The 20,525-nt window shown below is 66.2% G+C and carries 19 protein-coding genes, 2 tRNA genes and 1 pseudogene; 14 read left to right on the plus strand and 8 right to left on the minus strand.

The genetic code is table 11. The features are described from left to right. Positions 1-91 precede the first annotated feature (91 nt). Positions 92-1,687, plus strand: coding sequence for a citramalate synthase (gene cimA / locus RKE40_RS14375; protein ID WP_316018918.1), 1,596 nt, complete (start codon positions 92-94; stop codon positions 1,685-1,687). Positions 1,688-1,806: 119 nt separating this feature from the next. Here cimA and RKE40_RS14380 read toward each other — a convergent pair whose 3' ends face one another. Next, positions 1,807-2,142, minus strand: a complete 336-nt coding sequence (locus tag RKE40_RS14380) for a hypothetical protein (protein WP_316018919.1) — start codon at positions 2,140-2,142, stop codon at positions 1,807-1,809. 167 nt (positions 2,143-2,309) lie between these two features. Between RKE40_RS14380 and RKE40_RS14385 the strand changes: the two genes are divergently transcribed. From RKE40_RS14385 to RKE40_RS14395, 3 genes are all read left to right on the plus strand, one after another. Further along, positions 2,310-2,933 (plus strand): nucleoside/nucleotide kinase family protein, encoded by a 624-nt coding sequence (locus RKE40_RS14385; RefSeq protein ID WP_316018920.1) that lies wholly within the window; start codon positions 2,310-2,312, stop codon positions 2,931-2,933. Positions 2,934-3,027: 94 nt separating this feature from the next. Beyond that, positions 3,028-4,938, plus strand: a complete 1,911-nt coding sequence (locus RKE40_RS14390) for an ABCB family ABC transporter ATP-binding protein/permease (RefSeq protein ID WP_316018921.1) — start codon at positions 3,028-3,030, stop codon at positions 4,936-4,938. 88 nt (positions 4,939-5,026) lie between these two features. After that, positions 5,027-5,530, plus strand: a complete 504-nt coding sequence (locus RKE40_RS14395; RefSeq protein ID WP_316018922.1) for a hypothetical protein — start codon at positions 5,027-5,029, stop codon at positions 5,528-5,530. A gap of 59 nt (positions 5,531-5,589) precedes the next feature. Here the strand turns inward: RKE40_RS14395 and RKE40_RS14400 are convergent, their stop codons facing one another. Continuing rightward, positions 5,590-5,994 carry a hypothetical protein gene (locus tag RKE40_RS14400; protein WP_316018923.1) on the minus strand — a complete coding sequence of 135 codons (405 nt, stop codon included), beginning with the start codon at positions 5,992-5,994 and terminating at the stop codon, positions 5,590-5,592. Positions 5,995-6,089: 95 nt separating this feature from the next. Continuing rightward, positions 6,090-7,058 carry an SDR family oxidoreductase gene (locus tag RKE40_RS14405; protein ID WP_316018942.1) on the minus strand — a complete coding sequence of 323 codons (969 nt, stop codon included), beginning with the start codon at positions 7,056-7,058 and terminating at the stop codon, positions 6,090-6,092. Between the two features lie 212 nt (positions 7,059-7,270). Here RKE40_RS14405 and RKE40_RS14410 point away from each other — a divergent pair, with 212 nt between their 5' ends. The 3 genes and pseudogenes from RKE40_RS14410 to RKE40_RS14420 all read left to right on the plus strand — a co-directional run bounded on the left by RKE40_RS14410 (position 7,271) and on the right by RKE40_RS14420 (position 10,774). Then, a complete protein-coding gene (locus RKE40_RS14410) occupies positions 7,271-8,926 on the plus strand; it encodes an FAD-binding dehydrogenase (protein ID WP_316018924.1) in 1,656 nt (551 codons plus the stop codon). 147 nt (positions 8,927-9,073) lie between these two features. Then, positions 9,074-9,775: pseudogene (locus RKE40_RS14415) on the plus strand (phosphatidylserine decarboxylase); the annotation flags it as partial. A gap of 132 nt (positions 9,776-9,907) precedes the next feature. Beyond that, positions 9,908-10,774, plus strand: coding sequence for a CDP-alcohol phosphatidyltransferase family protein (locus tag RKE40_RS14420; protein WP_316018925.1), 867 nt, complete (start codon positions 9,908-9,910; stop codon positions 10,772-10,774). A gap of 11 nt (positions 10,775-10,785) precedes the next feature. On the opposite strand, the gene RKE40_RS14425 is transcribed toward RKE40_RS14420, so the two are convergent. After that, the gene (locus RKE40_RS14425; RefSeq protein ID WP_066470305.1) at positions 10,786-11,166 is read right to left on the minus strand and encodes a hypothetical protein; all 381 of its coding nucleotides are present in this window, start codon (positions 11,164-11,166) and stop codon (positions 10,786-10,788) included. A 277-nt stretch (positions 11,167-11,443) separates the two neighbouring features. Here RKE40_RS14425 and RKE40_RS14430 point away from each other — a divergent pair, with 277 nt between their 5' ends. From RKE40_RS14430 to RKE40_RS14445, 4 genes are all read left to right on the plus strand, one after another. Then, positions 11,444-12,094, plus strand: coding sequence for a Maf-like protein (locus tag RKE40_RS14430; protein ID WP_316018926.1), 651 nt, complete (start codon positions 11,444-11,446; stop codon positions 12,092-12,094). Between the two features lie 29 nt (positions 12,095-12,123). After that, entirely contained in the window at positions 12,124-12,948 is an 825-nt protein-coding gene (locus RKE40_RS14435; protein ID WP_316018927.1) for an SDR family NAD(P)-dependent oxidoreductase, read from the plus strand. After that, complete coding sequence (yacG, locus tag RKE40_RS14440; protein WP_316018928.1) at positions 12,938-13,150, plus strand: DNA gyrase inhibitor YacG; 213 nt, start codon at positions 12,938-12,940, stop codon at positions 13,148-13,150. Before RKE40_RS14435 ends, yacG begins: the two co-directional genes overlap by 11 nt. A 130-nt stretch (positions 13,151-13,280) precedes the next feature. Then, a tRNA-Phe gene (locus RKE40_RS14445) sits at positions 13,281-13,356 on the plus strand. A 184-nt stretch (positions 13,357-13,540) separates the two neighbouring features. On the opposite strand, the gene RKE40_RS14450 is transcribed toward RKE40_RS14445, so the two are convergent. Further along, positions 13,541-13,870 (minus strand): hypothetical protein, encoded by a 330-nt coding sequence (locus RKE40_RS14450; RefSeq protein WP_316018929.1) that lies wholly within the window; start codon positions 13,868-13,870, stop codon positions 13,541-13,543. 479 nt (positions 13,871-14,349) lie between these two features. Here RKE40_RS14450 and RKE40_RS14455 point away from each other — a divergent pair, with 479 nt between their 5' ends. The 3 genes from RKE40_RS14455 (at position 14,350) to RKE40_RS14465 (ending at position 16,763) form a co-directional block, all read left to right on the plus strand. Next, positions 14,350-14,547 (plus strand): hypothetical protein, encoded by a 198-nt coding sequence (locus tag RKE40_RS14455; RefSeq protein WP_316018930.1) that lies wholly within the window; start codon positions 14,350-14,352, stop codon positions 14,545-14,547. Positions 14,548-14,640: 93 nt separating this feature from the next. Beyond that, positions 14,641-14,731 (plus strand) — tRNA-Ser (locus RKE40_RS14460). A 109-nt stretch (positions 14,732-14,840) separates the two neighbouring features. Further along, on the plus strand, positions 14,841-16,763 hold the full coding sequence (locus RKE40_RS14465) for a DUF6538 domain-containing protein (protein WP_316018931.1): 1,923 nt from the start codon (positions 14,841-14,843) through the stop codon (positions 16,761-16,763). Here the strand turns inward: RKE40_RS14465 and RKE40_RS14470 are convergent. The 3 genes from RKE40_RS14470 to RKE40_RS14480 form a co-directional block, all read right to left on the minus strand. Beyond that, a complete protein-coding gene (locus RKE40_RS14470) occupies positions 16,696-17,847 on the minus strand; it encodes a hypothetical protein (protein ID WP_316018932.1) in 1,152 nt (383 codons plus the stop codon). The two genes, RKE40_RS14465 and RKE40_RS14470, sit on opposite strands and share 68 nt — an antisense overlap. Positions 17,848-18,045: 198 nt before the next feature. Continuing rightward, positions 18,046-20,019, minus strand: coding sequence for an AAA family ATPase (locus RKE40_RS14475; RefSeq protein ID WP_316018933.1), 1,974 nt, complete (start codon positions 20,017-20,019; stop codon positions 18,046-18,048). Beyond that, positions 20,016-20,507 (minus strand): hypothetical protein, encoded by a 492-nt coding sequence (locus RKE40_RS14480; protein WP_316018934.1) that lies wholly within the window; start codon positions 20,505-20,507, stop codon positions 20,016-20,018. The genes RKE40_RS14475 and RKE40_RS14480 overlap by 4 nt, the downstream gene beginning before the upstream one ends. Between the last annotated feature and the right edge of the window lie 18 nt (positions 20,508-20,525).

Below are 20,525 nucleotides of genomic sequence, written 5' to 3' on the forward strand. Positions count from 1 at the left end.
GCCCCGCCGGCTCACTCTCAATCGCGATGAAGCTCGTCATGCTCGCCATGGTGATGCCGAAGGTGCTGCGCTATCGCCTGAGAGCCCGGCGATGAGCGCCCGCGTCCATCTCTTCGATACGACGCTGCGCGACGGCGCGCAGACCACCGGCGTCGACTTCTCGCTCGACGACAAGCGTGCGGTCGCGGCGATGCTCGACAAGCTCGGCATCGACTATGTCGAGGGCGGCTATCCCGGCGCGAACCCGCTCGACACCGCCTTCTTCGAGCAGAAGCCGACGCGGCAGGCGAAGTTCGCCGCCTTCGGCATGACCAAGCGGGCAGGGCGCTCGGCGGCCAACGACCCCGGCATCGCCGCACTGCTGGAGGCGAAGGCCGACGCCATCGTCTTCGTCGCCAAGAGCTGGGACTACCATGTCCATGTCGCGCTCGAGATTTCGCTGGAGGAGAACCTCGCGGGCATCGCCGAGAGCGTCGCGGCGGCCAAGGCCGCAGGCCGCGAGGTGATGCTCGATTGCGAGCACTTCTTCGACGGCTACAAGGCCAATCCGGACTATGCGCTCGCCTGCGCCCGTACCGCCTACGAGGCCGGTGCCCGCTGGATCGTGCTCTGCGACACCAATGGCGGCACGCTGCCGGACGAGATCGGCGCCATCGTCGCCGCGGTGGCGAAGGTCGTGCCGGGCGAGAACCTTGGCATCCACGCCCATGATGATTGCGGCTGCGCCGTCGCCAACTCGCTCGCGGCGGTCGAGGCTGGCGCCCGCCAGGTCCAGGGCACGCTGAACGGGCTCGGCGAGCGCTGCGGCAACGCCAATCTGGTGACCCTGATCGGCACGCTGAAGCTCAAGGACCGCTATCGCGAACGCTTCTCCATCGGCGTCGCGGATGATCGCCTCGGCGAGCTCACCCATGTCTCGCGCGCGCTCGACGAGATGCTGAACCGCGCCCCGAACCGCCACGCCCCCTTCGTCGGCTCCTCGGCCTTCGCCACCAAGGCCGGCATTCATGCCTCGGCCGTGCTGAAGGACCCGCGCACCTATGAGCATGTCGCGCCCGAGGCGGTCGGCAACAGCCGCAAGGTCCTGGTCTCCAACCAGGGCGGCAAGTCCAACCTGCTGGCCGAGCTCGAACGGGTCGGCGTCACGATCGCTCGCGACGACCCGCGTCTTTCGCGGGTGCTGGAGGAGCTGAAGGACAAGGAGGCGCAGGGCTATGCCTTCGAGGGCGCCGATGCCTCCTTCTACCTGCTGGTGCGCCGCATCCTCGGCGAGGTTCCGGAATTCTTCGGGGTCGAGCGCTTCGCCGTGAATGTCGAGCGCCGGCACAATGCGCTTGGCGAGCTCGTCACCTTCTCGGAGGCGATCGTCAAGGTGAAGGTCGGTGAGGAAGTGCTGATCTCGGCAGCGGAGGGCGATTCCGGCCCGGTCAACGCGCTCGACATCGCCTTGCGGAAGGATCTCGGCCGCTACCAGTCGCTGATCGAGGGCTTGCGCCTCGTCGACTACAAGGTCCGCATCTTCCAGGGCGGCACCGATGCTGTGACGCGCGTGCTGATCGAATCGGCTGACGAGAAGGGCGAGCGCTGGACCACGGTCGGCGTCAGCGCCAACATCATCGACGCCTCGTTCCAGGCGCTGACCGACTCGATCGTCTACAAGCTGATGCGCGAGGGCGCGACGGCGTAGGACGCGCCGTCATTCTCGGGCGGAGCGCAGCGCAGACCCGAGAATCGCATGACCATCTGGGTTCGGAGATGCTCGGGTTAAGCCCGAGCATGACGGGTGCGCCGACGCCGGCTCGCCCGTCACTCGGTCAGGCGCAGCGACCTTTCCTTGCACAGATCGACGCCGTCATTGTCGCTTTCGCTGTCGTCGCTGAACTTGCCGAGCAGGTAGTAGGTGCAGCCGGCGGGCTTGTTCAGCTTCAGCGAGATGCTCTTGCCGGGCGCCAGCGGCTTGGCGAGCTTGGCGACGAGGCGGGGCTGTTCGCCCGTGGTTGTGATCTCCAGCGACTCGAGCGGCACCGTACGGGCATTGGTGATCTTGACCTGCGCCGGCGGGCGGGCGGATTGAGCGAGAGCAGGCAGGGCGGGCAGGAGCGCGAGCGCGCAGGCGGTCGGCAATACACGGCGAAGGTTCATGAGCTTTCGTCCCCGGTCTCAGCCTTCAAGGCCTTGAGGGCAGTCTGGCATTGCCCTTGCGACGAGAACAAGGCCTGATCGGCGCCACTTCATGGCAGGGAGCGGAGCCTGGCGGGCGCTTTTGCATCGCGCGGCAACAGGCATTTCGGGCGCAGAGGAGCGCGATCATGGTCGATATCGCGCATGTCGCGTCGCGCATCCGCGCCAAGGCCAGCGAGGCAGGGCGCATCATCGTCGCCATCGCCGGGCCGCCGGGAGCCGGCAAGTTGGAGATGTCGGCGCGGTTCGTGAAGCTGCTGCCCGAATCGGCCCTGGTGCCGATGGACGGCTTCCATTTCGACAATGCGGTGCTCGCCGCCATGGGCCTGAGCGACCGCAAGGGCGCGCCGGAAACCTTCGATTGCGCCGGGCTGGAAGCGAGCCTGCTCCGGCTGCGCGCCGGCGATGCCGATGTCGCCGTGCCGCTCTTCGACCGTGCCGCCGATCTAGCCCGGGCCGGGGCGGCGATCGTGCCGGCTGCGACGCCGATCGTGCTGGTGGAGGGCAATTACCTTCTGCTCGACCGGGCACCCTGGCCCCGCCTTGCGCGGCTCTTCGACCTGACGGTCTTCATCGATGTCCCGCTCGACGAGCTTGAGCGACGGCTTCTCGCGCGCTGGGCGCATCACGGCCGCGAGCCGGCGGCGGCGCGGGCCTGGGTGGTGGGGAACGATCTGCCCAATGCGCGCCTTGTCCTGGCGGAGAGCCGCCCGGCCGACATCCTCTGGCGCAACCACGACCGGGTCGCCTGAACGGTCCGCGCTCCCCGCGACAGTTATTTCCTTCGGCCCCCTGCATTTGCGGGAGAACTGGCCTATATCGGCGCTTCAATTTGGAAGAGTGACAATGTCCCCGCCTGCCGCGCCGTCCCCGGCGCCTTTCGCGCGCTCGGCCGTGCTCCAGCCGGGCTCCGGCTTCGTCGCCACCTTCAAGGCGCTCTGGCCCTATCTCTGGCCGCCGGAGCGGGCCGATCTGCGCCGCCGGGTGGTGATCGCCTTCGCGCTGCTAGTCGTCGGCCGCCTCGTCCTGATGGGCGTGCCCTTCACCTTCAAATGGGCGACGGATGCGCTCGCCGGCACGCCGACGACGCTCGCGGCCTGGCTGCCCTGGCTGGTCGGCGCGCCGCTGGCGCTGACGGTGATCTACGGTTTTGCCCGCGTCGGCTCCTCGGCCTTCATCCAGCTGCGCGACGCGATCTTCGCGCCGGTCTTCATGCATGCGGTGCGTACGCTGGCACTGCAGACCTTCGGCCATCTCCACCATCTCTCGCTGCGCTTCCATCTCGAGCGCAAGACCGGCGGGCTGACGCGCGTGCTCGAGCGCGGCCGCAACGGCATCGAAGAAATGGTCCGCCTCGGCCTCAACCAGCTCGTGCCCGTGATCATCGAGGTCACGCTGATCATCACCGTGCTGCTCTGGCTGTTCGACTGGCGCTATGTCGTCGTGCTCGTCGTCATGGTCGTCGGCTACATGGCCTACACCATCAAGGCCACGGAATGGCGCATCGCCATCCGCGCCCAAATGAACGAGTCCGATACCGACGCCAACGCCAAGGCGATCGATTCGCTGCTCAACTACGAGACGGTGAAGTATTTCGGCGCCGAGGCCCGCGAGACGGCGCGCTACGATCTCTCCATGGCGCGCTATGAGCGCAACTCGATCAAGGCCTATACCTCGCTCGCCTGGCTCAATTTCGGGCAGGCCGCGATCTTCGCGGCAGGGCTCACCATCTCGATGGTGATGTGCGTGCGCGGCTTCCAGGCCGGCACCAACACGGTCGGCGATTTCGTGCTGATCAACGCCATGCTGATCCAGCTCTACATTCCCCTGAATTTCATGGGCACGGTCTATCGCGAGATCAAGCAGGCGACGCTCGACATCGAGCAGATGTTCTCGCTGATCGGCCGCGATCCCGAGATCCAGGACAAGCCGGGGGCACCTGCGCTCGACGTTCGGGCCGGTTCCGTCACCTTCGAGGACGTGCACTTCGCTTATGTGCCGGAGCGGCCGATCCTCCGCGGCATCTCGTTCTCCGTGCCGGCGGGCAAGACCATCGCCATCGTCGGCCCGTCCGGCGCCGGCAAGTCGACGATCTCGCGCCTGCTCTTCCGCTTCTACGAGCCGCAGAAGGGGCGTATCCTGATCGACGGGCAGGACATCGCCGCCGTCCAGCAGGTCTCGCTGCGGTCCGCGATCGGCATGGTCCCGCAGGACACGGTGCTGTTCAACGACACCATCGAGTACAATCTGCGCTATGGCCGCCCTGAAGCTACTCAGGAAGAGATCGAGGAGGCGGCTCGTCTCGCCCAGATCGACCGCTTCATCAGGACGCTGCCCGAAGGCTATGCGACCTCGGTCGGCGAGCGCGGCCTCAAGCTCTCCGGCGGCGAGAAGCAGCGCGTCGCCATCGCCCGCACCATCCTGAAGGGACCGCCGGTCCTCGTCCTCGACGAGGCGACCTCGGCGCTCGATTCCTTCACCGAGAAGGAGATCCAGGACGCGCTCGACCGGGTCAGCCAGGGCCGCACCACCCTGGTGATCGCGCATCGGCTCTCGACCGTGATCAATGCCGACGAGATCATCGTCCTCGACAAGGGGCTGATCGTCGAGCGCGGCCACCATCGCGAGCTGCTCGCGGCGGACGGCGTCTACGCCGCGCTCTGGAACCGCCAGCGCCAGGTCGACGAAGCCAAGGCGACGCTGCAGCGCGCCACGGCGGAGGAGGGCGAGAGCGTCCGCGTCAGCCTGACGGATTGATCGCGCGAAGATTAGATCTGCTCGAAATTGTGGCTTGGCAGCCGCAGGGACGAAGCGCAAACTGCCCTTGGGTAATGAGGGCGCATGCATGTTCGTGCTCGATCCAACGACGCTTGTCGGCTTCCACACCTGGCTCAGCCTGATCGCCATCGTCGCCGGCTTTCCGGCGGCGGCGGCCTTGCTTAAGGGCCATCTCAGCCCGCGCTGGAACGGCATCTTCCTCTGGACGGCGATCGCGACCAGCGCGACCGGCTTCCTCTTCCCATTCAGCGGCGTCCTGCCCTCGCATATCGTCGGGGCGATCTCGCTGGTGCTGCTCGCGGTCGCCGCCATCGCCCTCTACGCGCGCGGCTTGCAGGGCGGCTGGCGGCGGACTTACGCCATCACCGCCATGCTCTCCTTCTACCTGCTGATCTTCGTCCTGATCGCCCAGCTCTTCCTCAAGGTGCCGGCGCTGAACGCCATGGCGCCGACGCAGGCCGAGCCGCCTTTCGCCATCGCCCAGGCCCTGACGCTCATGGTCTTCCTGGTGCTGACGGTGCTGGCGGCAAAGCGCTCCTCGGGCAGCTCGGCGCCGCTGCGAGCCGTCTGAGCCGCAAAAAGGAAGCGGCCCGTTGGGGCCGCTCAAGGTGGTTCGTCTCTGAAAGCGGGCTAGTCGCGGTCGACGTCGACGATTTCGCCGCGCCAGTTGATCTCGACGCGCATCTCGTCGCCGCGCCGGTCGGCGCCGTCGATCACCCAGGCATTGCCGTTCCAGCGAACGCCGTCGACCTCTCTGACTCCGTTGCGTCTGGCGATTCGCAGCGCCTCGCGCTGCGTCACGGCTTCGCTGCGTTCATAGCCCGGCCGGTGATCATAGCGCGGTCGGTAATCGTCGGCGCGATAGGTGTTGCCGCGCTGGGGTGCATTGTCCCAGCTGGTCGGGCCACGCTCGTATTTCGGCCCGCTGTTCTCGGGCCTGAGATCGACGCCTTGCGCCAGGGCCGCGCCGGAAGAAAGCGCGAGGGCTCCAGCAGCAAGGACACCCGCAATCTGGCTGATCTTCAGAGGTTTCATCGTCGATCTCCTGTCGATAACGCTTGGGGATTCAACCCGTCGGAGCAGGAGCCGTTCCGAAATCTTTGATGATCATTTCGCGGCGGCGATCGGGCTCAACCATGGCCGCCGATGATCGGTAGGATCTCGCCGGTGATGTAGCTGGAGCATTGCGGCGAGGCGAGAAAGACATAGGCCGGAGCGATCTCCTCGGGCTGCGCCGGGCGGCCCATCGGCACGCGGGAGCCGAACTCGGCGACGTTCTCCGCAGTCTTGTCGGACGGGTTGAGCGGCGTCCAGACCGGGCCGGGCGCGACCGCGTTGACGCGGATGCCGCGGGGAACGAGATGCGCGGCCAGCGAGCGGGTGAAGGCGTGTATGCCGCCCTTGGTCGTGGCGTAGTCGATCAGCTCTTTGCTGCCCTCCAGCCCGGTGACCGAGCCGGTATTGATGATCGCGCCACCCCTGCCGAGATGGGGCAGGGCGGCCTGGGCCATATGGAAATAGCCGTGCAGGTTGGTGCGGATCGTCGTATCGAAATGCTCCTCGCTGAGATCCTCGAAGCGCGGCGAGTGGACCTGGAAGGCGGCGTTGTTGACGAGCACGTCGAACCGGCCGAACGTCTTGACCACCTGCGCGACGGCATCGCGGCAGAAGCTGGCATCGCGCACATCGCCTGAGATCGCCAGCCCGCGCCGGCCTTCCGCCTTGATTGCGCTGAGCGTCGTGGCGGCGTCCTCATGCTCGCCTAGATGCAGGATGGCGACATCGGCGCCCTCGCGCGCGAACAACACCGCCACGGCCCGGCCTATGCCGGAATCGCCGCCGCTGATCAGGGCGACCTTGTCTTCGAGCTTGCCCGAGCCCTTGTAGAACGGGGCGTCGTACATCGGGGCAGGGTCGAGGATGGCCTCCGAACCCGGCTTGGCCTGATGCTGCCGCTCGAAGGGCGGCACCGGGTAGAGCCGGGCGCCGGCCTGCATCGCGCCGGTCTCGCTCGCCTTGTCCCGGCGCTTCTCCGGCCGGGCGTCGGCGCGCGCGATCTGCTTCTGGATGCGCCGCTGCTGCTTCGTCGCCGCCTTCACCGCCTTCACCGCCTTGGCCGGCTTGTCTTCCTTCCGCTTGGTTGCGGCCTTCGCCATGGCTTCCTCCTCGTCATCGTCCTTCGTTACTGAGGGGCGCAACGTGTCGCCGCAGCGAGAGTTCCCCGGCGGCGACGCGGCGCCCCTTGCGGCTTCGCGAATTCTCGGCAAGCTCGGCGCCAAAGCGAAAGCCGTGGGGCGAGCGAGGGGGGAAGATGGCTGAGGACGCCGATGTCGTGACCGTCGGTGCCGGGCTCGCCGGCCTCGTCGCTGCCGCCGAGCTCGCCGATGCCGGCCGTAAGACGATCATCGTCGAGCAGGAGCCGCGGGCCTCGCTCGGCGGCCAGGCGCACTGGTCCTTCGGCGGGCTCTTCCTGATCGATTCGCCCGAGCAGCGCCGGCTGCGCATCAGGGATTCGCTGGCGCTGGCCAGGCAGGACTGGTTCGGCTCGGCTGGCTTCGACCGCGAGGAGGATTATTGGCCGAGGCAATGGGCTGACGCCTATCTCGACTTCGCTTCGGCTGAGAAGCGCAGCTGGCTGCACCAACAGGGCATGCGCTGGTTTCCGGTCGTCGGCTGGGCCGAGCGCGGCGGCTATCTCGCCACCGGCCACGGCAACTCCGTGCCGCGCTTCCATGTCACCTGGGGGACGGGCCCGGGCGTGCTCGAACCCTTCCTGCGCCGTGTCGCCGAAGGCGAGGCGAGGGGGCTGATCGAACTGCGCTTCCGCCACCGTGTCACCGGCCTGACCCGCAGCGGCGGTACTGTCGACGGCGTCGAGGGCGAGATCCTGGAGGAGAGCGCGGCCGAACGCGGGCAGGCGAGCGCCCGCACGGTGACGGGCAGCTTTGCGATCCGGGCCCAGGCCGTGATCGTCGCGTCGGGTGGCATTGGCGGCAACCACGAACTCGTCCGCCGCAACTGGCCGCGGCGCCTCGGCGAGCCGCCGAAGCGGATGCTGTCGGGCGTGCCAGCCCATGTCGACGGTGCGATGCTCGCGGTGGCGGAAGGTGCCGGCGCTAAGCTGATCAATGGCGACCGGATGTGGCACTATGTCGAGGGCATCGCCAACTGGGCGCCGATCTGGCCGGCCCACGCGATCCGCATACTGCCCGGCCCATCCTCGCTCTGGTTCGATGCGCGCGGCAACCGCCTGCCGGTGCCGCTCTTTCCCGGCTTCGACACGCTCGGCACGCTGGAACATCTGCGCCGCAGCGGTTTCGATCATTCCTGGTTCGTCACCAGCCGCAGCATCGTCGCCAAGGAATTCGCACTCTCCGGCTCCGAGCAGAACCCGGACCTCACCGGCAAGAGCTGGCGCCAGGTCATCCAGCGTGCGCGGGCCGGCATGCCGGCGCCGGTCCAGGCCTTCCTGGACAAGGGCGAGGACTTCATCGTCGAGAGCGACTTCTCCCGCATGGTCGCCCGGATGAACGAGCTCGGCGGCGCCGGGCTGATCGACGAGGCGCATCTGCGGACACAGATCGAGGCGCGCGACCGTGACGCAGACAATCCCTATGGGAAGGATCTCCAGGTCACGGCGCTGCGCGGCGCGCGCGCCTATCTCGGAGACCGGCTGATCCGCACCGCAAAGCCCCACCGCATCCTCGACCCCGCCCATGGCCCGCTCGTCGCGGTCAGGCTCAACATCCTGACACGCAAATCGCTCGGCGGATTGATGACCGATTTGTCCGCCCGCGTGCTCGGAGAGGACGGCGCGCCCGTGCCCGGTCTCTATGCCGTCGGCGAGGCGGCTGGCTTCGGCGGCGGCGGCCTCCACGGCTACCGGGCGCTGGAAGGAACCTTCCTCGGCGGCTGCATTTTTTCGGGCCGCGCGGCCGGGAGGGCTGGTGCGCAGGCCGTCGTCTGAAGGCGTGGATTCTGCCCGCGTCAGAGACGCCTCTTTCCGAGCGGCCCGCGAGCCCCTAAACAGCGTCCTCTGCCCGGCGGCCGCAACCTGGCCGCGAAGGCAAGGCCATGACGGCGCGGTGCGCCAGCAAGACCAACAGGATGCCACCCAATGTCGCTCGTCGATTCCGTCCGCAAGCTGATCGTGCCGATCCACAAGGAAGGCTATGTCTTCATCGCCATCGGCGCCGTTGCGACGCTGGTGCTCGGCCAGCTCTGGGCCCCGTTCGGCTGGCTCGGCACGCTGATCACCCTGTGGATCTGCTATTTCTTCCGAGATCCCGTCCGCATCGTGCCGCAACGCGAAGGATTGGTGGTTTCGCCCGCTGACGGGCGCATCAGCCAGATCGGCACGGCCCTCCCGCCGCCCGAGCTCGAGCTGCCGGCCGAGCCGATGCTGCGCATCTCGGTGTTCATGAACGTCTTCGACTGCCATGTGAACCGCAGCCCGGTCGCCGGGCGGGTCGCCAAGATGGCCTATACGCCGGGTCTCTTCCTCAATGCGGAACTCGACAAGGCGAGCGAGGACAATGAGCGCAACGCGCTGGCGATCGAGACCAAGGCCGGCATCGTCGGCGTCGTGCAGATCGCCGGCTTGATCGCGCGCCGCATCGTGCCCTTCGTCAAGGAGGGCGACCATCTCGCCCCCGGCGAGCGCTTCGGCCTGATCCGCTTCGGCTCGCGCGTCGACGTCTACCTGCCGCAGGGCGTGACGCCGCTGGTCAGCGAGGGCCAGACCATGATCTCCGGCGAGACCGTGCTGGCCGATCTCTCGGCCAACGACACCGACCGCGTGTTCCGCGCGATCTGAGATCGCGCCATCCTTCCCGGGCCGAGCGGAACGCAGGCCCGGGAAATTTTCCAGGGAATGCTCGGCTCAGGCCGGGCAAGGCGTGCCGCCCCCGCCTAGCCTGCCGCCTGAAAACCGCGTATTCCGGCTGGCATGAGCGATCTCTTCCCCCCTTTCGAACCCGAGCGCGTCGAAACCAAGCGCGCGCGCTTCAAGCCGATCCCGTTCAGGCTCATCGCGCCTAACGTCATCACCCTGCTGGCGCTCTGCCTGGGCCTGACCGCGATGCGGCTGGTGGTCGAGGGCAAGCTCGAGACGGCGACGATCTGCATCCTGATCGCCGCGGCGCTCGATGGCGTCGACGGAAGGCTGGCGCGGATGCTCAAGGGCACCTCGCGCTTCGGCGCCGAGCTCGATTCGCTCTCCGATTTCGTCAATTTCGGCGTCGCCACCGGCTATGTGCTGTGGATCTTCGTCCTGCACGACCTCAAATCCTTCGGCTGGATCGCGGTGCTGACGCTGGCCTGCGCCATGGCGCTCAGGCTCGCGCGCTTCAACGTCATGATCGACGATCCAAACCGTCCGGAATGGCAGAAGAACTTCTTCGTCGGCATGCCGGCTCCGGCCGGCGCGATCACCGCGATGCTGCCGCTCTACCTGCATTTCATCGGCGTCCCGGTGCAGGACTATGGCGCGCCCTTCGTCGGCCTCTACATCCTTTTCATCGCCTTCCTGACGATCTCGCGAATCCCCTGCTATGCCGGCAAGACGCTGGGCACCCGCGTCCCGCGTGACCAGGTGCTGCCGATCTTCGTCGCCGTGGTCGTCGTCGCCGGCCTGCTCTTCGCCTATCCCTTCGAGATGCTGACGCTGATCGTCGTCGCCTATCTCGGCCTGATTCCGGTGAGCGTCGCGCGCTATCGCAAGCTCGAACGCGAATATGCAGCGCAGCAGCACCCTGCCGCCGAGGCGGCGCTGCCGGTCGCTGCGGCGGACGAGCCCGGGACGGCGGAGCGCTAGCTCCGTTCGTTCTAGCTACGCCGGCCCGACAGCCGGCTGGCATTGGCGCGAGTGCGCTTCGAGAACGGCTCCAGCGTGTTGTGCGCGGCCTTGGCCGCCGCTTCGCCGAGCGCGCCCGGCGTCAGCGGGGTCATCGCCATGTTCAGCCAGAACAGGGTGGCGGCATGGCCGATGGCGAAGCTGCTCTCCATCACGGCCGAAACCTTCTCGACCACGGCCTTGCTGGCCTCGCGCTGGCCCCTCGCGTCGCCGAAGGCGCCTTTCATCAGGATCGGCAGCCGCATCGCGATGGTCAGCCCGGCATCGGCCTGCATCGTCACCACCTTGGCGACGATGGCCTGCGTCTGCGCTCCCGCGGAGACGGAATCCGGGCGCTTCCGCGATGTCGCCATGTCTGAATATCTCCGCGAGGCAAGGGGAGGGCGCTGGGCGGCGCGCGCTCCGAGGGCGGCTGCAGTGCCGCGGGCGGTCGAATGTGGCAGTGCAGCGTTGATTGTGCAATGCGATGAAGTGAATAAAATATGCGCCATCTGCATAAAACATGCTTGACGAACGGCGTTGTGTTGCGTCCGGCGCATTGGTCCCGCGCTGCATTCCCCCCTGTCGCAAATTGCTCTAAAGCCATCGGGGAAGGCCATTGCATGGCTGCCCCGGAACGAGCCTGACCCGTTGAACCTCTTTTCTTCCTCGAAACCGACCGGCTGGCGCCCGCAACTGGTGCTGGCCTCGGCCTCGCCCCGCCGGCTCGCTCTGCTCGAGCAGGCCGGCCTCAAGCCCGATGCGCTCTTGCCGTCCGATCTCGACGAGAGCCCCCTCAAGGGCGAGCGCCCGCGCGATCTCGCCCGCCGTCTGGCGCGTGCCAAGGCCGAGGCAGGCTACGCCGCGCTGAAAAGCCGCCCGGATCTCGAAGGCGCCTATGTCATCGCCGCCGACACCGTGGTCGCGGTCGGCCGCCGCATCCTGCCCAAGGCCGAGATCGTCGACGAGGCGGCCGCCTGTCTCAGGCTGCTCTCCGGCCGGGCCCACCGGGTCTATACCGGTGTCGCGCTGGCGACGCCCTCGGGCGCGATCCGTGAGCGCATCGTCGAGACGCGGTTGCGCTTCAAGCGCCTGTCGAGCGAGGACCTGGAGAACTACCTCGCCTCGGGCGAATGGCGCGGCAAGGCCGGCGCCTATGCCATCCAGGGCATTGCCGGCTCCTTCGTCGTCAAGCTCGTCGGCTCCTACACCGGCGTGGTCGGCCTGCCGCTGCACGAGACGGTGAACCTGCTCGGCGGCGAGGGCTTTCCGATTCGCCTCGGCTGGCTCAACGCCGCCTGAACCAGAACAATGACGATGGAGGAAACGAGATGGGCGAACGCCTGAAGGGCAAGGTCGCGATCGTCGCCGGCGCGGGCTCGATCGGCCCCGGCTGGGGCAACGGCAAGGCGACCGCGACCGTGTTCGCCCGCGAGGGCGCCCGCGTCGTCTGCGCCGACCGCAATCTCGACGCGGCCCAGGAGACGGCCGAGATCATCAAGGGCGAGGGCGGCGAGGCCTTCGCGATCCGCACCGACGTCACCCGGCCGGAGGATCTGGCCGCGCTCGTCGAGGCGACGCTCAAGACCTATGGCCGCATCGACGTGCTCGACAACAATGTCGGCATCGCCGAGGTAGGTAGCGTCGTCGACCTGCCGCTCGAGACCTGGGAGCGGGTCTTCACCGTGAACCTGACCGGCTGCTTCCTGGCGATGAAGCACGTCATCCCGGTGATGCAGCGCCAGTTCGCGGAGAGCGGGCAGGGCGGTTCGATCGTCAACATTTCGTCGATCGCCTCGATCCGCCACACCGGCGTGCCTTATGCGAGCTATGGCGCCAGCAAGGCGGCGATGAACCAGCTCACCCGCACCACGGCGGCGCAATATGCGGGCGAGAAGATCCGCGTGAACGCCGTCCTGCCCGGGCTGATGAAGACGCCGATGGTCGAGCATTCGGCCGGGCTCGCGCAATCCTATGCCAAGGGCGATGTCGCGGCGATGTGGAAGGCCCGCGATGCGCAGGTGCCGATGGGCCATATGGGCGAGGGCTGGGACGTGGCCTGGGCCGCGCTGTTCCTGGCGAGCGACGAGGCGCGCTATGTCACCGGCCTCGAGCTCGTGGTCGACGGCGGCGTGACCCTGCAATATGGCGCCTGAGACCCCTTCGGGCACTGCGCCCACCGGCCGGCCTTGCGCGATCTGCGGCAAGCCGGCGGTGCAGCGCTTCAAGCCGTTCTGCTCGGCGCGCTGCGCCGACATCGATCTCGGCCGCTGGCTGAAGGGCGGCTATGTGATTCCCGGCGAACCCGTCGAGGACATGGCCGAGCCGGTGCCGAAGCGCCGCGACGAGGAGGAGTGAGGCCGCATAGCGGAAGGCATTTCGTCTTCCGCACGCATTTTTCCACTGCCGGTGTTTTGTCGGCTGGACAGCTCGCCCGGCTGCCTCTATACGCCACTCACCAACCGAGGCGCAGCGCGCTTCGCCGGATGCCCAGATAGCTCAGTTGGTAGAGCATGCGACTGAAAATCGCAGTGTCGCTGGTTCGATTCCAGCTCTGGGCACCATTTTTCCTTTCAAGCTTCAGTTTGGGTGAGCGCCGGCTCCGGCAGTCCGCGTTCTCGTCGCCAACTTCCCGCGTGAGGAAGGATCGTCGGGAACAGCGCGTCAGCCCGCTGGTGGAAGGTCTGGCGGACGAGCGCCGGCATTGACGCCCAATGTCGGGTAGATCCTCGGCAGCGCGCCCAGAGTCTAGGCCTGGAAAATCTGCGAACCCGGCGATGATTCCCCGGCATCTGCATTGCCTTCGGCCGAACGGCGAGCGCGGTCCTCGCAGTCGGGCATGTTGGCGTCATCATCTGGGCGCATGGCAGCAACCGTCTCGATGTCCGGCATCTGCAGACAGCAGCGCTTGTTGAGGGCCGCCGCCACCTTCACCAAATCGAGATGGCCTTCTACGAGCACATCGCGCATGCCTCCTTGGCCGCAGACCATTGGTGCGGACGGACTTTCGGCATCGAACTGCTTGCAGATCGCAGCGTAGATGGCCTGCGCCAACCGCTGAACCTGCGGATCAGCCATTTCTTTCTCGCACATCGTGAAACCCGCCAATCGAATACGCGCTCATGGCGTTCAGATGGGGATGGCTGGCTTCCGCGAACAGCGGGCCGAATGAGACGGGCCATGCATTTGGTCTCACTTGAAATCTGTCGAGGCCGCACCGAAGGGCGCAATCGAACAAGGTGCGCCGAAACACCTCTTCACAAGGAAATCAAGGCCGGCGGTGGCAGATGGCTGGGCCGCGGGTCAGGCAGCGCAAGACCAGACCGGCACTTCGATCCGCGATGCCAGGTGAGTTGGCGCGTAGCGGCGCTGCGCATGGGCCCTGGCGAGCTCTGGCGCCATGCACGCCGCGAGGGCGAGGTTGCGAACCGAGTCGGCAACGGTCGCATGCGGCTTGGACAGCTCGGGCGATCACTGCCGTCTTCCTGCATTTTCTGTTCGGCAGCCGTTCAGCTGCGAGGGCGCTACTGGCGGCAGTTTCCGCAGGACGACAAGCCATGCAAGACGCCGCCGCCATGCTTGCTGACCGTGCCACGATGCCGCTGCGCCCGATCGCGATCCGTTGCGAATCCGTAGGTTTTGCGGTGCGCTTCGGGCTGACTGAAGCCGAGGATGAGCGTTTGCCCTGCCCGGTTTTCGAGACGCTTCCCGAGGCCCTGGCCTTCGTCGAGACGTTGGACGAGGCGAGGGGCTGAGGCCACACCGCGACAGGCATCGCGTCTTTTCCACGCTTGTTCGAAACGGTCGCTTGTCAAAGCGGTATAGGATCGGGCATAGAGCCTTTCAACGGAGACGTGGCCGAGAGGCTGAAGGCACTCGTTTGCTAAATGAGCATACCCCATAAGGGTATCGAGGGTTCGAATCCCTCCGTCTCCGCCACTCCTAAGCCCTTGAAAACGTTGAAATCGGCTCGAATCGATTTCGCGTTGTCCGTCACGCCGTCCTGTCACGTTCGGGATGGAGGGTCCCGACTGGAATCGGGGTCGCGATGTATCTGCATCGGCGCGGCGCGCATTGGTGGTTTCGTAAGGCCGTTCCCTCAGACTTGACCGGCGTCCTCGGCAGGCCGGACGTGCGCCGCTCCCTGCGCACCCGCAACGCCGCGCTGGCGCGCCGGAGAGCGCTGCAGGTGCTGATCAGGATCGACGAAGTTTACGCGGTGCTCCGCTCGCAGCGGCCGATGCGGCCCGCACGCGAGATCGCGCTCGCCATGCTGGACGACGCGATCGAATCCGTCTCGGGCACGCCCCCGCTCGTGGGGCAGAAGCTCGCCCTTCTGCGTGACGCCCGCGGTGTGATCGAGGACTATGTCCGAGACGCGGACGGCGATGATTGGGATGAAGAGCGGGCGGACACGCACTGGATCGGCAAGGCCGAGGCCTTCGGCATTCTCGAAGCGGAGACGGCAGCCGGTCGAAGTAACGAGGCTGCTCGGGCTTTGCTGAAGACCGTGGATCGGGTGAGCCGACGCCCCTTCGGCAAGCATTCTGAACGAGACATCGACTCGGCCATGGACCGGGCTTCGGAATTCTTCCCCTCGCCGGAGAAGGCGGCGTCGACACCGGAAGGTCCCCGTGCGACGCGGCAGATGCTGGATGATGTCAAAAGAGAGTTCGTCGCGGAATTGAAGGCGATCATCGGCGATCGCGCTCCCAACCCAGACGCAGCCGAACTGAAAGCCGCCGTTTCCGACGTGGTGAAGACCGCCTATTCAGACGCCAAAGCGTCGCGCTGGTCAGAGGAACTCTTGTCCAAAGCCATCGGCCGCTATGACACCGACGAGATCGTCAAGGCAGGCGATCCGAAGCACGCCGGAGACGTCCGCGCCCGCTTGGCGAATTTCTTGCGCTTCGTGGGCGACAAGTCCGTACGGGATATCTCCCGCGACGACATCCGCGATTATCGAAACGTGCTGGACCAATTGCCTAACCGCTTCGCGCTGATTTTGAAGACGCGGGATATGCGCGAAGCGATCGCCTTGAACGCCGCACGAAGACAGCCGCTCAACGTGATCAGTGCGAAAACCATCAATCTGAAGTATCTGGGGCCAGTCGGGCGGCTTCTGCAATGGCTTGTCGATGATGGGAAGATCGAGAAGAACCCGCTGACTGGACTGCAATCGGAGCAGGAGGCGGATTCCGATGCCAAGAGCAAGCGCCTTCCCTTCAAGCCGCCGCAGATCAGCGCTCTGCTGGCCTTGACCGCGAAGGAAACAGCCGTCGGTCCGGTCTATTGGTTTCCACCGGTCATCCTGTTCACGGGCATGCGCCTCAACGAGCTCGCCCAGCTGCGCACGGACGATCTCCGGCTCGATCACAACGGGAGGCCGCATTTGAACGTGCTGAGCCTTGTCGACGAAGAGGACGAGGGGGACACCGCCGTCAAGCCCCGCAAATCGAAGACGAAGGGACGGCGGGTCAAGTCGGCGGCCGGGCGTCGTCTGATCCCCGTCCATCCGACGCTGATCGAGATGGGCTTTCTCGAATTCGTCGCATTACGCCGCAAGCGCAGCGGAAAAGACGTCCAGGTCTTTCCGGAGCTTAAGGCGGACCCATCCGGGCGCTACAGCGATGCGATCTCGAAAAGGCTGAACCGGCGGATCCGCAAGGGTCTCGGTATCACCAATCCGCGCTATACCGCCTATAGTCTCAGGCACAATTTTCGTGACGCCTGCACCGAATCGGCAGTTTCCGAAGAGGCCCGCAAGAAAGCCATGGGACACCAGCTCCACGGCATGGATGGCGTTTACGGCAATCCACTTCTGCTGCGTCACGAAAGCGATGCGGTCGCCGGCATCCGATACCCCGACGTCGACATGAGCCCCTATCTTTGCCGCGACCGGCTCAGCGCGAAACGCGGCTCGACGATTGTCGCCTCTGAGATCGTGGAGACTGGCTCGACGAACGTGTGATGCTGATCCTGCTCCCTGCCGACGCCGACCATGCCATGCTCGCAGCTCGCATGACGGCGCCGATACGATGAAGCAGACTGCCCGAAGCTGCGTCGGCCGAAATCGTCGAATGCTCGACCGTCTCTCGCGGCGCGGCCGCGCGCTTTAGATTCTCGAGCAGCTTGTTTGCCGGTTCTCCCTGCTGCAGCCGCGCCGCAACTGTGGGATCGGACAGCAGCACATCGACGAGAGCGACGGCAGCGCGGCGGGTTTCTGACTTTGCGGCATCACCCGCGGGCGATACGAGGTGCCGCAGCGCGGACGCCGTCACCCGATCGGTCCGATACCCAGCGAGCAAGGTCGCGACGGTCTCGTCATGGAGCAGGAGCGCCAGATTAGCGCGGGCGTCTGCGTTTCGTCCAAGATGAGCGAATACCGAGCGCCAGTTCGGATAGGTGAGGAACGCAAGCACGAGCCGCCCGTTCAACCGAGCCTCGGCCCGATTCTCGATCTGCAAAAGCCCGGCCAGTCGCGAGACCAGTTCGCCGAGGTCGTGCGAAATCGTTTCGCGCAACAGGACTGGCAAAGCCTCGCTTCGCATGGCTTCGACCAAGAGCTTCAGCCGCTCGTCCGAAAGCGTCTCTGCCAGCGCAAGCAACGACACCGCTTCCGGTCGCGCGAGAAGGGCCCGAAGCCGGATAGCTTCGTCCTCTGTCAGATTATGATGCAGGTGAAGTGGTGCAGGTGCACGAGCGTGCTCATTCTGGCCCTCGGGCTTCGTCTGCGTGTCGCGTTGGAGACGCCGAGCGGCATCGGGGTCGCCGGCGAGCGTCTTCACCGCCTCGATCATGTCGGGGGCGGAGTACAGCTTGGCGATCACTCCGAGCGCATTTCGCCAGCCGACGTCTTGCGACGTCATCAGGTTGAGTTGCCTGATCCCTTTTTCCGCCAGCTCAGTCTTGCGGGCTGCCTCTCTCAGAGCCCGTTTCGATGCCCGCGCGTCCTCTGTCTCGACATAGGCGATCGTCTTCCTGAACCCGTGCTCCTGAAGCACAGCATCCATGGCCGTGAGTTTAGCGTCGGCGATGGCGGCCTCGTCATCCACGCGCTCGATCTCCAGTGGCAATATCGAAAGTGAATATGACATAGCGAGATTTCTGGACCCGCCGGGTTTTGAGATGCATTTGAGGATATTCTTAGAGAATTGCCCAACCTTGGCGACACTAGTGCAGCCGCTAGTGGCGGATGGTCTATCCGACGATGAGCACTAGCGGTCTCGCTAGTGCCCATGCCCCTCTATTCGTCAGTGCTTCACGAATGGCCGCCGGTCGAGCCGCGGCTCGCGCCTGCCAGCCGGCATCGGGTTCGCCATGATCAGGTGCGCCAGTTCCGCCTCGTCCAAGACGGTGCGATCCAGCAGCGCATCGGCCACTCTCTCGATAGCGGCTCTGTTCTCCGAGATGAGCCGCTTGGTCGAGATCATGAGCCTGGTGAGCTCGTGATTGATCGCATCGGCGAGGCTCCGGTCGCGGGCAACCATGTCGAGGGCGTGTTCGGGGCCGGCGCGGAAGACCAGACTGTCGGCCAGCCCGAAACTCAACCGGGCGGCCGCCAGCAGCCTCGTCGCCTCAGCCAAATCCGCGGTCGCTCCGGTATCTGCCGCAGCACCGAACGAGGTGTTCGCCGCACGGCCCGCGAGCAAGATCTTCACGCGCGCTTCGATCAGCCCGCGGTCGGAGACGCTGGGCAAGCGGATATCGGTCCAGCCGCCCGCGTTGCCTTCGCCGCGGATCGTAACCACCTCGACCCTGTAGCCGAGCACATGCGCCACGACGGCGTGCCCGGCCTCGTGGACGGCGACATGACGTCGTACCGCCAGCGGGCGAGGATCAGCCGGCATGATCGCCGCGCGCAGATCCGCCTCACCAAGTGCCCTGCCGGCATGCCTGGCCTTGCGACGTGCCTCGCGGACGAAGCCCGCGACATCCGCGCCCGTTCGTCCCGGCATCAACTTTGCCAATCCGTGCAGGTCGATGTCGGGGCAGTCGCGACCGAGATGTGTCCGCAGGATGCCCGCAAGACCGGCGGCGTCGGGCGGATCGATACGGAACTGCTTGTCGAAGCGGCCGGGTCGCAGGAGAGCGGGATCAACGCGATCGATATGGTTGGTCGCCGCGAGCATGATGATTCCGCGCGGGTCCGCGCGGCAAGCGTCCACCTGAAGTAGGATCTGCGTCACCAACGGCGTCCACCACGAGGCCGACGAAGACGACATTCCTCCGCCGGTCGAAGAAAGCGAACTCCGCGACGGAAGGGCCTCGATTTCGTCAATGAACAGGATGCTGGGCGCCGAATTTCGGGCGCGCGTGAAAATGTCGCTGGCTTGCTGGAGCACATCGCCAAGATGTCCTTCGCGATGCTGAAACCAGGCGGCGATGCTCGTCGAAAAAAACGGTAGGCGCGCACTTTTTGCCAGACTCCGTGCGATTGTGGTTTTTCCTGTGCCCGGGGGCCCAAAAAACAGTCCGCTCTCCAGCGCCGGCTTGTGTCCGGAGCGCACAAGCTCGACCTCGGCGAGCATCTCCAGCGCCCAATCGCGAGCCGCGCCATAGCCGCACAGATCTTGAAGCAGCGGCGTCGAATCGTCGCTCGTATTGACGCTGCGCGCTGTGCTCGCGGCCCTGAGACGCTTGATGCAGGCCGTCGGAGTCGTCTGCGGGCGCAGGGCGGCAGCAAGGTCGAGGAGGTCCAGGCCGCCGATATCCATGGCGGTAAGAGCCGGCACGCGGGACCGGCCGGTGTGGAGCCGGATCGCCTTGCGCATCAACTCCGGCGTCGGCGAAGGTATGGTGATGACGGCATCCGCTGCGGCTCGCATGAGCGGCGGCAACTGCGCGTCCGGATCTGAGGCGATGCCGAAGACAGACTTGCCGCGATCGAGGGCGTCGATGATCAGGCCTTCCTGAGCCGACCAGTCGCGCTTCTTGGTCTTCCCGTCGACGAGCATGATGGTGCGATCGTTCTCGTGCACGAATTGATGGATCGGATCGATCCAGGCATCGCTCGGCACCCGGATGATCGCGGCCAGGGTCGTGCCGGCCGACAGCCTGCCTCGCTTCGGGAAATTCTTGATCGCTTGCCACGAGAGGTCGAGCAGCAGATCGACGGGGGACCGTGCACCACTCCGGCACTGCTCGTCGCCGGCGCCATCCATCTCGGGCTCCAGCCCCTGCAGGAAGCCGAAGGCGTAGTCCTCGTTCTGACCGGCCGGGCTCATGACAGCGCCTCCACCAGAGCCTGGAGGCCGGCACGGCGGATCTCCGCACGCGACGGGCCGCGCCAGGAGCGCGTCAGTGCATCGACGTCTTCACCGAGGTAACGGCGCCGGTCGAGCGTGAACGCGAGGGTGGTCTTGGCAGCGGCTGAACCGTTCAGCGCATGCCAGAGCAGCATGCTGAGCACGAGGTCGTGGCGCCAGGTGTCGAGCACATCGACGCCACAGAGCTTCAGCGCCATCGCCACGGCGGCGGCGTCATCGCCGGCGAGCGCCTCGCGCCAGTGGTCGACGCCGAACGGGCGAGTCGCGGCGAGCAAGACCTGCAGCGCGGAACGTTCGGCCTCGCCAAATGCCCTCGCCGGCAGGCGCCGCCAGAACTCATGGGTGGGGATTGCGGTATCGTTAGCAGCCGTCTGCCGACGCGACGGGGCGGTGTCGGGTTCGATGCGCGCCGACTGACGCGGGAATGCAAGAATGGCGTTGGCCATGGGACAAGGCTCCGGCGA

It is taken from the genome of Allobosea rubneri (assembly GCF_032464875.1).
Lineage (GTDB): Bacteria > Pseudomonadota > Alphaproteobacteria > Rhizobiales > Beijerinckiaceae > Allobosea > Allobosea rubneri.